This window comes from Paraburkholderia sp. GAS41, from assembly GCF_050436545.1.
GTDB lineage: Bacteria > Pseudomonadota > Gammaproteobacteria > Burkholderiales > Burkholderiaceae > Paraburkholderia.
In genome coordinates this window covers 260,457-272,776 of sequence record NZ_JBNDMK010000005.1, presented here as the reverse complement: position 1 = coordinate 272,776, position 12,320 = coordinate 260,457, and the positions used below count along the sequence as shown (strand labels likewise).

12 protein-coding genes are annotated in these 12,320 nt (G+C 61.9%); 7 read left to right on the top strand and 5 right to left on the bottom strand.

The window, feature by feature from the left end:
* Nucleotides 1-44 precede the first annotated feature (44 nt).
* Entirely contained in the window at nt 45-209 is a 165-nt protein-coding gene (locus tag P3T43_RS10660) for a hypothetical protein (RefSeq protein ID WP_429281002.1), read from the bottom strand.
* 323 nt (nt 210-532) lie between these two features.
* The gene (locus P3T43_RS10655; RefSeq protein ID WP_429281001.1) at nt 533-1,159 is read right to left on the bottom strand and encodes a LysE family translocator; all 627 of its coding nucleotides are present in this window, start codon (nt 1,157-1,159) and stop codon (nt 533-535) included.
* 495 nt (nt 1,160-1,654) lie between these two features.
* On the opposite strand from P3T43_RS10655, the gene sap1 reads away from it, so the two are divergent.
* From sap1 to P3T43_RS10640, 3 genes are all read left to right on the top strand, one after another.
* Nucleotides 1,655-1,996, top strand: a complete 342-nt coding sequence (gene sap1, locus P3T43_RS10650; protein ID WP_429281000.1) for a surface attachment protein Sap1 — start codon at nt 1,655-1,657, stop codon at nt 1,994-1,996.
* 349 nt (nt 1,997-2,345) lie between these two features.
* Nucleotides 2,346-3,323 (top strand): LysR family transcriptional regulator, encoded by a 978-nt coding sequence (locus P3T43_RS10645; RefSeq protein ID WP_429281033.1) that lies wholly within the window; start codon nt 2,346-2,348, stop codon nt 3,321-3,323.
* Between the two features lie 221 nt (nt 3,324-3,544).
* A complete protein-coding gene (locus P3T43_RS10640; protein ID WP_429280999.1) occupies nt 3,545-4,099 on the top strand; it encodes a YaeQ family protein in 555 nt (184 codons plus the stop codon).
* 90 nt (nt 4,100-4,189) lie between these two features.
* On the opposite strand, the gene P3T43_RS10635 is transcribed toward P3T43_RS10640, so the two are convergent.
* Nucleotides 4,190-4,603, bottom strand: coding sequence for a VOC family protein (locus P3T43_RS10635; RefSeq protein ID WP_429280998.1), 414 nt, complete (start codon nt 4,601-4,603; stop codon nt 4,190-4,192).
* Nucleotides 4,604-5,000: 397 nt separating this feature from the next.
* On the opposite strand from P3T43_RS10635, the gene ada reads away from it, so the two are divergent.
* The 4 genes from ada to P3T43_RS10615 all read left to right on the top strand — a co-directional run bounded on the left by ada (nt 5,001) and on the right by P3T43_RS10615 (nt 9,803).
* Nucleotides 5,001-6,197, top strand: a complete 1,197-nt coding sequence (ada, locus tag P3T43_RS10630; protein WP_429280997.1) for a bifunctional DNA-binding transcriptional regulator/O6-methylguanine-DNA methyltransferase Ada — start codon at nt 5,001-5,003, stop codon at nt 6,195-6,197.
* Nucleotides 6,194-7,114: a DNA-3-methyladenine glycosylase family protein gene (locus P3T43_RS10625; RefSeq protein ID WP_429280996.1), complete on the top strand. Its 921-nt coding sequence runs from the start codon at nt 6,194-6,196 to the stop codon at nt 7,112-7,114. The genes ada and P3T43_RS10625 overlap by 4 nt, the downstream gene beginning before the upstream one ends.
* A 263-nt stretch (nt 7,115-7,377) precedes the next feature.
* Nucleotides 7,378-8,994, top strand: coding sequence for a glutamate--cysteine ligase (gene gshA, locus P3T43_RS10620; protein WP_429280995.1), 1,617 nt, complete (start codon nt 7,378-7,380; stop codon nt 8,992-8,994).
* A 302-nt stretch (nt 8,995-9,296) separates the two neighbouring features.
* Nucleotides 9,297-9,803: a hypothetical protein gene (locus tag P3T43_RS10615; RefSeq protein WP_429280994.1), complete on the top strand. Its 507-nt coding sequence runs from the start codon at nt 9,297-9,299 to the stop codon at nt 9,801-9,803.
* A gap of 46 nt (nt 9,804-9,849) precedes the next feature.
* Here the strand turns inward: P3T43_RS10615 and P3T43_RS10610 are convergent, their stop codons facing one another.
* On the bottom strand, nt 9,850-11,412 hold the full coding sequence (locus P3T43_RS10610) for a DHA2 family efflux MFS transporter permease subunit (RefSeq protein WP_429280993.1): 1,563 nt from the start codon (nt 11,410-11,412) through the stop codon (nt 9,850-9,852).
* 150 nt (nt 11,413-11,562) lie between these two features.
* Nucleotides 11,563-12,087, bottom strand: coding sequence for a MarR family winged helix-turn-helix transcriptional regulator (locus P3T43_RS10605; RefSeq protein WP_429280992.1), 525 nt, complete (start codon nt 12,085-12,087; stop codon nt 11,563-11,565).
* Nucleotides 12,088-12,320 lie beyond the last annotated feature (233 nt).

The window sequence follows — 12,320 nt, the reverse complement described above, 5'->3', positions numbered from 1 at the left end:
AGAATCGGCGCAGTGCTTGACCGCCACGCCGACGCGGAAGGTCATCAATGGCGATGCAGCAAACTGCGCAACGGATGATGCCAATCGATATGCCATGGGTGGTCTTTCTGCGCGCGCTGCAGATGTTCCTGCCACAGTTCATCAGAGAACAGGAATGCGACTATCAGCAACGGCACGACCAGAAACGCGCCTAGTATCAGGTGCTCCATCTCAGCATCCTCCTTTCGCCCAAGCCATGGTTGCATTGTAGACGCACTCGGCGTGCCGGGTGTGCGGCCGCGCACTCACCGGTATCCGGCCCCATCTGCGACAACGCGAGGCTCTCATCCTGCAAAAGCCTTGCCACGCAGCGTCCGCTGGGGCACCGCTGCTGCCCAGGGGCACTTTTCTGAAGAAGTCCTAATGCCGCGCCGGGACTAACCCTAACTCGCTGGATATCATTGGTCACGCGCGCCAGCATCCGCGTCAGTCAAATCCGCCACATGCATCTATCTGCCCCCATCGAGCGCGTCGCCAAACCGTCGTGGCAGGCTCAGGTCGACGCCTTCTTCCACGTCGCGGCAAAGATCCCTGCACCAATCAGCAAACTTCCGCCTGTCCGATTGATGATGCGTTGCACGCGCGGGCTGCGTATCGCCCGTCGTGCCGCAGAAGCCAGCATCGCGTAGCAGAACGCATTCAAGGTGCCGAGCAGCACGAATGTCGCCTCAAAAATGACAATCTGCGAGGCCGCGGCGATATGCGGATCCATGAATTGCGGCACGAACGCCACGAAGAAAATAATGCTCTTCGGATTGAGCGCGGTCACCGCGAAAGCATGCGTGAAGATCCGGTGGGTGCGCGTCTCCGCCGTATCGGGCGCATTAGGCGCCTGTGCCGGCGCGCGCCACAGCTTGACGCCGAGATAGATCAGGTAAGCCGCGCCGACCCACTTAAGCGCCGTGAACAGCGCAGCTGAAGCGGCGAGAATCACGCCCAAGCCGAGCATCGATGCCGTCATGGACGTCAAATCGCCAAGCGCCACGCCGGCGGTCGTTACCAGCGCAAAGCGGCGGCCGTGGCCCAGAGCGTACGAAATAACCAGAAGCACGGTCGGACCGGGAATTGCGACCAGGATCGCCGAAGCGATCGCAAAAGGAAGCCAGTGAGCAAGTGTCATGAAGGTGTCTCCAAAAGTGGTCTGATTTATCCACGAACTTCGGGAGCCTGCAAGGGGTTTTCGTGCGACGCGGCGATTCCAGCGGAAGCCTGCCAGCAAGACCTGGCACCGTTTTTATTCAGCAACTAACCCTATAGCTACGGTTTTTTCAATTGGCTGATCAGTGACTTTGTGTGCACTGCATCAAGTGCTTTTAATTTCATACCAATTCACTTAATTAGCTGTTCTCGTTTACGCGTATGTATTCAGCGAAGCATTGACAGTTAAAGCCGTGCGCTCCCATTAGTGTTAAAAAATCTTCTGGAAACCAGGCTTTTTAGGCCTGTGAGTGCCTTTAATACTGCCCCTTCCGAGGTGCGACAATTCGCCACTGTTGCGAGCGCACACAAGATCTGCTTGTCGTCGTCCTAACTTCTTCTAAAGTGCAAGATGCGGGTATGACCTAGAAGTTAAATACATAGCTAACCTGAGTAAATAACCCGCACGGAGGCAAGTATGCAAAAGCAAGTCGCTCTTCTTTTCGCCGTGGCAGGATTGCTCGCCGCGTCGGTGGTGCAGGCTCAAGACAATGTCGTCAAGCCGCTGCAAACCATCCAGTTCAAGCCGAACGCTTATGGCTGCCTGTCGAAGGACAAACTCGACGCCGCCGATCAGCACGCGCAGGCGGGCGAACAGCAGCAGATGCAGGAATTCTTCTCTGGCTTCCAGTGCATCTCGACTCCCGAGAATTCGAGTTTCCGCGTGGTGCGTGTCGTCGGCCATGACATCGAATTCGTCAATGCCGGCAATAGCGACACGCAGGGCCTCTGGGCTAACGATCGCTTCATCAAGCAGTAGTGAGGCGACGGCGGGATTTTAAAATCCCGTCAGATTGCCCGTTGCGCCGGGTTCATTAAGGAGCCCGGTGATGAATGCGCACGGTTAGATTCCGGGAATATCAGTCATCGCAATTAAGGCGGCTGGGCAATTGCCCAGCCGCCTTAATTTTGCCCGTCTATTCTAAAGACGAAACGCTCATACGAACTGCTTCACATCCGTCCGCCAAACTCCTGACGGGCGCCATCGTTTCCGCGCAACCGTCGAGATAGCACTTCAGCGCGTTTTCCTCTATTCCGGATATCAATTCGGGTATGACATCATGGAATCCCCCACACAGACGGCATTGAGCCGCGATTTCGGGACATCCATGACACGCAGTTATTCGAACTGGTTCGTGCGCGCACGGCTGAAAACGCGGCAATTGCTGCTGCTGGCGGCAATGGAGGAGGAAGGCAACGTCCGGCGAGCTGCCGACTCGCTCGGCATCACACAGCCCGCTGCATCGCGACTCCTGAAAGAGCTCGAAGACATGCTCGGTGTGAGCCTCTTCGACCGCACGCCGCACGGCATGCGCGCGACGCTCTACGGCGAAGTGATGATTCGCCACGCGCGCATGGTGCTATCGAACCTCAGTCACGCACATGATGAAATATCTTCCCTGCGGGCAGGGCTGACCGGTCAGGTGCGCATTGGCGTGATCGCCGCCGCGGCCGCGACGATGGTTCCGCGCGCCCTTGCCAGTGTGAAGGAACGTTACCCCCAATTGCAGATCTGGCTGCAGGTCGAAACCTCCGACGTGATGCTGGCGCAGGTCGCGGAAGGCGAACTCGATATCATGATCGGGCGCGTCCTGGAGCGCCAGGACCCGTTGAAAACTGAAGTTCATTACGAGCCGCTCGCCGACGAACCGTTATGCGTGGTCGCCCGAATCGGTCATCCTCTCGAAACTGAACCAGATTTGACGCTGCGCGATGTGGTGGACGCAAGCTGGGTGCTGCATCCGCCAGGCAGCGTATTGCGTCACCGCTTTGACCTGATGTTTTCGCAGATTGGGCTCAATCCGCCGCAAAACGTCGTCAATACAAACAATTTTCTGGCCATTTCGAGTTTATTGCTCCACAGCGACATGCTGGCCGTGTTGCCGGACGAAGTGGCGCGCCAGTACCAACAGTACGGCATGCTGAAGCGCATGCCGGTGGATCTGCCGTGCAGAATGGATACATTCGGTATCATCACGCGCCAGTCGCAATTGCTGTCGCCAGCGGCGTCGATGGTGCTGGAAGCCTTGCGTTCAGCGGCCGCCGACGTGTATGGTGCGGCCTTCGCTCCCGCAATGGCACGTTAAATGCTCTGCTATGGCTACTCAAAGCAGCCATGGTATGCGATCTCGCCACCTCACGGCTGCAGTCCGGCCGGCGCCGTTGCGCTGCCATTTTCAATGGCAACCTGCGCCGCCCCAGCAGCCCAGTCGAGGAGCGAGCGATGTACAAACAACATGGTAAGCGGCAGCGCGCTGCCGATGATTCCTTCTCTATCCGGTCCGCAGGCGCGGGCCCCTGGATTGGCATGGCTCTCAAATCGACGATTTACAAGGCAGAACTACAGATTGCAGACATGGACCGGCATTACTACGCCGACCATGCGCTGACGATCGCGCGTCATCCGTCGGAAACCGACGAGCGCATGATGGTGCGCGTGGCAGCATTCGCCCTGTTCGCACAGGAACGACTTGAGTTCTGCAAAGGTTTGTCGGACACCGACGAACCTGATCTGTGGCAAAAAGATCTGACTGGGGCGATCGAAACGTGGATCGAGGTCGGCCAGCCGGATGAAAGGCGCATCGCCAAGGCGAGCGGCCGCTCCAACGAGGTCGTGGTGATCGCTTACGGCGGCCGGACTTCCGAAATCTGGTGGCAGGGAATTCGCAACAAGGTCGACCGGCTGCGCAACGTGACAGTCTGGACACTCGGCGAAGAAGTGGGCGCTGCGCTCGGCAAGCTCGCGGAACGGACCATGCGCCTGCAATGCACGGTGCAGGACGGCGCAGCGTGGCTCGGCAGTGCCGAATCGGACCCGGTGCCGATCGAATGGACCGTGCTGAAGGCGCCGGCGAACGCTTGATGCGAGTAGGGCGCGCCGCGCCACCCCGTCGCCCGTACCGTGCCAGACACCGCGTCGCCAGCCTCACGCGGCAATCCGGCGACAATCCGTTCAGCCAGCGCCCTCTGGCGGCCCCTTCAGTTCGACCATATTGCCCTCAGGGTCGAACAGATAAAGCGACGGCCCGAAGCCATCCGCGCCGTAACGGATGCCCAGTTCACCCATCCGCACCCCGCGCTCCTGCAGATGCGCCGTAAGCGCCTCGCCGTCGAAGCCTTCGACGCGCAGACACAGGTGGTCCATATTGCGCCCCGTGCCGGGCACACCGCTGTCAGGCCGGTCGATTTTCGCGCCCACTTTCAGCAGATCGATCAACGAGCGCCCAGCGCGCAACTGGATCAGCCCCAGATCGCGCTGCTCCTTTTCGACGCTGCAGCCCAGGACGTCACAATAAAAACGGGTGATGGCTTCAAGATCGACGACCCGGATGACAACATGGTCGATCTCGCGAATATGGATCTTCATGGAAAACGCCCCTTGGACGGTTCTTTACCGGTCAATCGCAGTGTAGGAGAAAGGCGGGGCGGCGGGCGGCGTCTAAACGGGCCGGGCGGGACAGAAATACAGGGCCGGATTGCCTGACGACAGGCAAAAAAAAGCCCGCTCTCAAGGAGCAGGCTGAATCCATATCAGGAGGAGACATGGAGGAGACAGGAACTACTATACACACGGGGTTGGTGCGACGCAATAACTTTTTAAGGGAAAACCCGATAAGGTGGCGTTTTGTCGCAGCCGACCTCGAATCGACCCTGAAACCCTCGTCGCCGCAAGGCCGACGCAATGACAGAGCAAGAACCGGAGCGTAGTGTGTGGGCATGCAAACTACATTGGTGACCATCGAAACCGATTTTTCGAGGACATCATGAACCGTACCGTGACACCTGCCTGGCCTACCGACGCCGAACGCTGGGAAGCCGTAACCCAACGCGACCCGCATGCCGACGGCGCCTTCTTCTACGGCGTCAAAACCACGGGCGTGTTCTGCCGTCCATCGTGCGCATCGCGCCTGCCGCGCCGTGAAAATGTCGATTTTTTCGTGACGGCAGATACGGCCCGCGCCGCGGGCTATCGCGATTGCAAGCGCTGCCAGCCCGGCGGCCTGCCGCGCGAACTCGAAATCGTCAATCGCGCCTGCGCGGCGCTCGACGCCGCTCCGCACGAGCGGCTCACGCTCGCGCAGTTGAGCGATGCCGTGCACGTCAGCCCCTTTCACCTGCAACGTCTGTTCAAACGCGTCGTGGGTGTGTCGCCGCGCCAGTACCAGGCGGCCCAGCGTGGAGCGGCGTTGCGCGAGGCGCTTCATCGTGGAGAGGACGTCACGCGCGCCACCGTCGACGCCGGCTTCGGCTCGCCGTCGCGCATGTATGAAAGTGCGCCGACCGAGCTGGGCATGGCGCCGTCCGCCTTCCGGCGCAAGGGCGCAGGGTTGACCGTGCACTACGCCAGCGCGCCGACCTCGCTGGGCTTCGTGCTGGTGGCGGCCACCGCCAAAGGCATCTGCAAGATCGGCTTCGGTGACGACGCGAGCGCGCTTGCAACGGAGTTGCACGGCGAATTCGCCAACGCCGAGCTAGTCGAGGATGCCACCCGGCTCGCACCGTTTATCGCACAGGTGGACGCTTATCTGCACGGCACCCGCCAACGTTTCGACCTGCCGCTCGATATCGACGCAACGGCGTTCCGCCAGCGCGTCTGGGATGCTCTGCGGCGGATTCCCTACGGTGAAACGCGCAGCTACTCGGACATCGCCGAAGCCGTCGGTTCGCCGCGCGCGGTACGAGCCGTCGCGAGCGCCTGCGCGACGAATCCGGTCGCCCTGGCGGTTCCGTGTCATCGTGTGGTGCAAAAGGGCGGGGCGCTCGCCGGCTATCGCTGGGGACTGCCGCGCAAGGCCGCGTTGCTCGATGCCGAAGCCCACCACACCGCAGTGGACCTGAATGCCGCACACGTCGCACCGCAGGCAAAGGTCAAAGCCAACGGAACCGGCGAGGCAACCGTCAAACCCCAAACCAAGCCATCTATTGTTTCGCCCACTCCCAATCTGGATCACGCCGCGTGAGTACTGCCACTGACCTCGCCATCCTTGACCTGCCGTACAAAGCGCCGTTCGACTGGCCGCGCATCCTGCGTTTCTTCGCGGGACGCGCGACCCCCGGCGTCGAGGCCGTCGAGGAGGGCGCGTATCGCCGCGCGATCGATTGGGCCGGCGACAGCGGCACGCTGACGGTTCGCCCGCATCCGCGCAAACGCTGCCTCGTCGCCACCATCGACGGCCCCGCCGGCCGCCATGCCGAAGCGCTCGCCGCACCGATTGCGCGGATGTTCGACCTGCACGCCGATCCGAAGGCCATTGCCACACATTTCGCCGCCGATCCCTGGCTGGCGCCGCTGATCGAAGCCGCGCCGGGGCTGCGCGTGCCGGGCGCGTGGTCGGCCTTTGAACTGGTGGTGCGGGCCATCGTCGGCCAGCAGGTCAGCGTCAAAGCCGCCACCACGATCATCGGTCGCCTGGTACAGCGCGCCGGCCAGCGCATTGAAGATCACCCCCACGAGCGCACCGCCTGGCGTTTCCCGACTCCGGCCGCACTGGCCGCCGTGGACCTCGCGCAGATCGGCATGCCGGGCAAGCGGGTGGCGGCGCTGCAAGGCATGGCGGCGGCAGTCGCGAGCGGCGCGGTGCCGCTCGATACGCATGGCGCCGTCGACATGGCCGATTTGCGCGCCGCGCTGCTGGCCTTGCCCGGCATCGGCCCGTGGACTGTCGAATACGTGGCGATGCGCGCCTGGCGCGACGCCGACGCCTGGCCCGCGTGGGATCTGGTGCTGATGCAGTCGATCGCTGCCCGCGACCCGGCGTTGCAGCGGCCCACCCAGCAGCGCGTGCGCACCGACGCCTGGCGTCCGTGGCGGGCCTATGCGGCCATGCATTTGTGGAACGAAGTGACGGACCGGGCGGGCGCAGCACGCGGCGGCTAGCGCACTCATCCGGACCTGGCGAGTGGGGTGAGCGCGGATCGCGCGAGAGGCGCCGGCGGCGTAGAGTGGCCCGGATGAGCGCGAGCCGAGGTGTCGCAAAGCATCGCGATCCGAGCCGCCCAGGTGGTGGCAAAGGTAGCCTCAAGCAGGGGTTGTAGCTAGATGTTAAAGTGCCCGCTACTGAAAATTCCGCCGGATATCGTCGACCGCACATAGCTTCACCTGAGCGGCACATGGCGGCCGACAACATCCGACTCGCATCAATGCCAAACACCACACCTTCCCGCACGACCGACCTGCTTTCGCACCGCCTGTCCGTGCTCGCCGCCGGTCCACAGCGCGACGCGCTCGTGACCGGCCTGCGCGGCATCGAACGCGAAAGCCTGCGCGTCACGTCAGACGGTCAACTCGCGCTGACGCCGCATCCGCGCGCGCTCGGCTCGGCGCTGACGCATCCGTCGCTGACCACCGACTATTCGGAAGCGTTGATCGAACTGATCACGCCCGCGGAACAGGACGCCGCGATCACGCTCGACAAGCTCGATGAGCTGCATCGTTTCGTCTATGCCAAGCTCGGCGACGAGATCCTGTGGAACAACTCCATGCCAGGCCTGTTGCCCGACACCGACGACGGCATTCCCATCGCGAATTACGGCTCGTCGAACATCGGCAAGCTGAAGTATGTCTACCGCGTGGGCCTCGCGCTGCGGTACGGCCGCGCGATGCAAACCATTGCCGGCATCCACTACAACTATTCGCTGAACGAAGAAGTGTGGCGTCTGCTGCACGCAGATCAGCAATCCACGGCAAGTGCAGTGGATTTCCAGTCCGAGCGTTATCTGGCGCTGATCCGCAATTTCCGCCGCACCAACTGGCTGCTGATGTACCTGTTTGGCGCGTCGCCGGCGTTGGAGCGCCGCTTCCTGCGCGGTCGCCAGCACACGCTCGAGACGTTCGACGCCGATACGCTGTATCGCCCCTACGCCACCAGTCTGCGGATGAGCGACCTCGGCTATTCGAACACCACCGCGCAGGCCGCACTGCACGCGGATTACGACACGCTGCACGGCTACCTCGACGCGTTGGCCAAGGCGGTCAGTCAGCCGTATCCGCCGTACGAGAAAATCGGCACGCAACGCAACGGCGAGTGGGTGCAGATCAACACCAACGTGCTGCAGATCGAAAACGAGTTCTACTCGACGATCCGCCCCAAGCGTGTCACTCATCCGGGCGAGCGGCCGCTGCATGCGCTCGCGGCGCGCGGCGTGCAATACGTCGAAGTGCGCTGCATGGATATCGATCCGTTCGAGCCCACCGGCATCGCACTCGAAACCGCACGCTTTCTGGATGCCTATCTGCTGGTCTGCGCGCTTGAAGAAAGCCCGACGCTGCCGCCGCAGGCCTACTGCGAGGCCAACCAGAACTTCGGGCGCGTCACCCAGGAAGGGCGCAAGCCAGGCCTCGAACTCACGCGCGACGGCCAGCCCGTCGCCATGCACGACTGGGCCGAAGAACTGTTCGCGAAGATCGAGATTGCCGCCACGGCGCTCGACGCCCTGCGCGGCGACGACGCGCATATCCGTTCGCTTGCCGCCCAGCGTGCCAAGCTCGCTGACGCGTCGCTCACACCTTCGGCACGCGTGCTGCAAACCATGCGCGACAAGCAGCAGAGCTTCCTTGCTTTCGGCCTCGAACAAAGTGAAGCGCACGCCGCGTATTTCCGCGCGCATCCGCTCGACGCCGCCGCGTCGCAAGCGTTCACGGATCTCGCCGCAGAGTCGCTGGAACAACAGGCCACACTCGAGCGCGAAGAGGTCGGTTCGTTCGACGCTTTCGTGGCCGCTTATCGTGCGTATACGTTGAATCGCTTTAGCGTCTAGACGGCGCGAGTTGTCGCGCGCGCCATGACGTGACGAAGACGAAAACGAAGATCATCCGGCAGAGAAGGGCGGCCACGCAGGCCGCCCATTTTGCTTCCAGCGACGCTCATGCGAAAGAGCCGGTAACGGCTACGGATCAGTGCGCCATGAGGCACACGATTTCGGCAAGAAGTGCCCATCAAAAGCTTTCGGCGAGGCGTATGAAACACCGTCCATTTGCGCGGGTCCAACCCTTAACTGAAAGACCACCGTGTGCCGGTTGCGCGTGTCCGGTCAACTTCACGCAGGGAGGAAACAAGGCGATGAAGAAGGTTCTGTTGGCAACATTGTGTATCCTGGCCGCGGGTTGCTCGACGCAAGGGCAGGTCAATCCCGACGTCATGCAGATCGCCACCACGCCGCTGACCTGTTCGACTGCAAGCGAATGCAGTGTGTGGTGGCAACGCGCCCAGACCTGGGTGACCAACCATTCCACTTACCCGATCGAGGCCACGACCGACACGCTGATCCAGACCGCAGGCCCGCTTGGCGGCAAACGCGCCCTGGCGTACCAGATCACGAAGGCGCCCAATAACGACGGCACCGCCACCATCGGCTTCGCCGCGCATTGCGACAGTTCGCTGGGCTGCAAACCGAATCCATGGGAAGCCGGTGCCGATTTCAAGCAGTTCGTGCGTAATGGTGCGACCGGCAACCCGGTGCCGCCCAGTAGCGGCGCGACCGTGCCGGCCACGGCGACGCCATCGTCGCTCGAAGTTGCCCCGGCGCAATCAGTCGGTATACCCGGCGATGTGCCTGTGAGTCAGTAAGCGAAAACGCCGCCGTGGGCGGGCGGCGTTGCTCGTGCCGCGCCCTTCAATGCCCCAGCGAAGGACCCGCGCCCTTGCGTGGTTTCGTGATCCAGACGAGCGCGGCCAGCACGATAAAGCTCGCGCACGAGATGCGGAAGAAGTCGTTGGTCGCCATCATGTAGGCCTGCTGCGTGACGATCTGATTCATCTGCGCCGTCAGGGTTGGGCCCGCGAAGCCGAGACCCGTGAGGGAATCGCTATAGGCAGTGGTATTCGGCGCATAGGTGCTGACCGATTCCGTCAGCACCGCGTGGTGGTAGATCGTGTCGTTTTCCCAGTACGTCGTGCTGATTGCGGTCCCGATCGCGCCCGACAAGGTGCGGAAGAAGTTTGACAGGCCCGACGCGCTGGCGAGCCGTTCGTCGGACACGCTGGAGAGCGTGATGGTGGTCATCGGCACGAAGAAGCACGCCACGCCGATCCCTTGCACGATACGCGGCCAGATCACGTGATTGAACGGCACATCGAGCGTGAAGGTCGAGTTCCAGAACGACACGAACGCAAACACGATGAACGCGAAGCTCGCCACCATCCGCAGATTGAGCCGGTGCATGTTGCGACCGATCATCGGCGAAAGTATCAGCGCGAGCAGTCCGACGGGCGCAGTCGCCAGCCCGGCGAGGCCAGCCGTGTAGCCCATCACAGTTTGCAACCACAGTGGGAAGATCACCACCGAGCCGAAGAACGCCATGAAGCCGAACGAGATGATCAGCACGCCGAGCGCGAAGTTGCGGTCTTTGAAGAGCGACAGGTCGATCACCGGTTCCTTCTCGGTCATCTCCCACACCAGCATGAACGCAATCGAAATCACCGCGATGATTGCCAGCGCGACGATGAAGTTCGAGTTGAACCAGTCGCGGTCCTTGCCGAGGTCGAGCATCATCTGCAGGCAAGACACGCCGGTTACCAGCAGTGCAAGACCGATCGCGTCGATACGCTGCTTTGTCGTTTTCGTCTCGCGGCCGCGCAACAGGACGAACGCGCAGACCGCGGAAAACAGACCGATCGGCACGTTGATGTAGAAGATCCACGGCCACGTGTAGTTATCGGTGATCCAACCGCCCATCACCGGACCGAAGATCGGTGCGACGATCACCGTCATCGCCCATAGACCGAGCGCGAGGCCTCGCTTGTCCGGCGGATACGAGCGCATCAGGATGGTCTGCGAGAGCGGCACCATGGGTCCGGACACGAGCCCCTGCAGCAGTCGGAAGGCGATCAGCGACTCGAAATTCTGCGCGAAGCCGCACATCGCCGAGGCGACCGTAAAAAGCAGCACGGACAGCGTGAACAGACGCACCTCGCCCACCCGCCGCGCGAGCCAGCCGGTCAGCGGCACGGCGATCGCCGAGGCGACCGAATACGACGAGATCACCCAGGTGCCCTGGCTGGTCGCGACGCCAAGGCTGCCGGAAATGGTCGGCACCGCGACGTTGGCAATGGAGGTGTCGAGCACTTCCATGAAGGTGCCCAGCGCAAGTCCAACGGTCAGCAACGCCAGCGTCCCGCCGTTTAGCGGGGCGGGTTCAGCGGCGGGTGCGGCAACTGCGGGAGCCGTAGCGGCCATGATCGAATCTCCACAGACGGCAGAAACTTGACCTGGCATGCATATCTCGCCGGGAGGCGGGATGTCTTACATGTAGTGTCATCTTCTGCCCAGACAGATATCTCTGCAAAAAATGGACGCGCCAGGCGCGTCCGCTGACTGCTGCTTCCGCTACGATTTACCGCCTTCCGTGAACGCTCCGTTCTCAGCGGCCGGGCAGCCATCGGATCCGCAATCCAGGTCACTACCGGAGCCATTCGCGATCAGGCGGCCCAGCAGGCCTGTCAGCGTTGCGACGTCGTTTGCCGTAAAACCCTGCAACTGTTCGTTCAACACCGCCGCGCCCAGGCGGGGCAATTGCCGCGCGACTTCGCGTCCATGCGGCGTCAGTTCCAGCTCGACCATGCGACGGTCGGCATCGCTCCGCGTACGGACGATAAAGCCTTTCTTTTCAAGGCGATCGAGCATGCGCGTCATCGAACCGCTGTCGTACGACATGGCGCGCGACAACTCATACGGCGTATGCGCCCGGTTGCATGACAACATCAGAATCACGCCAATCTGCTGCGCCGTGAGCCCTAACGGCTGGACCGCACGGTCCATCCGTTCGACCAGCACATTGCGCGCTTTGGTCAGGTAATAGCCAAGACTCGATTCGAGGTGAATCTCGTCGGCGTTGTACGGACCGTCGCTCATCCAGAACTCGCTTTGAAAACATCAGGAAGCAGACGGGCAGTTTAGCTGCCTAAGCAGACAAGTCAATCTCGGCGTTCCCTGGGGACGCATACTAAAAAACAACAAGGCTGGATGCCGCGACGCAACATATCTTGAAATTTAATTGCATAGGCAATATTATTGCGGGCAACGAGTTACGCGCGTTCCGCGCCACCCGAGACCATGTTCTGACCGTTTTGCCGCGCACCCAACCC

Coding starts and splice junctions, on each gene's coding strand:
- P3T43_RS10635 (WP_429280998.1), bottom strand. CDS start 4,603: ATGAAGATCCATATTCGCGAGATCGACCATGTTGTCATCCGGGTCGTC.
- P3T43_RS10640 (WP_429280999.1), top strand. CDS start 3,545: ATGGCTCTCAAATCGACGATTTACAAGGCAGAACTACAGATTGCAGAC.
- sap1 (WP_429281000.1), top strand. CDS start 1,655: ATGCAAAAGCAAGTCGCTCTTCTTTTCGCCGTGGCAGGATTGCTCGCC.
- P3T43_RS10645 (WP_429281033.1), top strand. CDS start 2,346: ATGACACGCAGTTATTCGAACTGGTTCGTGCGCGCACGGCTGAAAACG.
- P3T43_RS10610 (WP_429280993.1), bottom strand. CDS start 11,412: ATGGCCGCTACGGCTCCCGCAGTTGCCGCACCCGCCGCTGAACCCGCC.
- P3T43_RS10615 (WP_429280994.1), top strand. CDS start 9,297: ATGAAGAAGGTTCTGTTGGCAACATTGTGTATCCTGGCCGCGGGTTGC.
- P3T43_RS10655 (WP_429281001.1), bottom strand. CDS start 1,159: ATGACACTTGCTCACTGGCTTCCTTTTGCGATCGCTTCGGCGATCCTG.
- ada (WP_429280997.1), top strand. CDS start 5,001: ATGAACCGTACCGTGACACCTGCCTGGCCTACCGACGCCGAACGCTGG.
- gshA (WP_429280995.1), top strand. CDS start 7,378: ATGCCAAACACCACACCTTCCCGCACGACCGACCTGCTTTCGCACCGC.
- P3T43_RS10660 (WP_429281002.1), bottom strand. CDS start 209: ATGGAGCACCTGATACTAGGCGCGTTTCTGGTCGTGCCGTTGCTGATA.
- P3T43_RS10605 (WP_429280992.1), bottom strand. CDS start 12,087: ATGAGCGACGGTCCGTACAACGCCGACGAGATTCACCTCGAATCGAGT.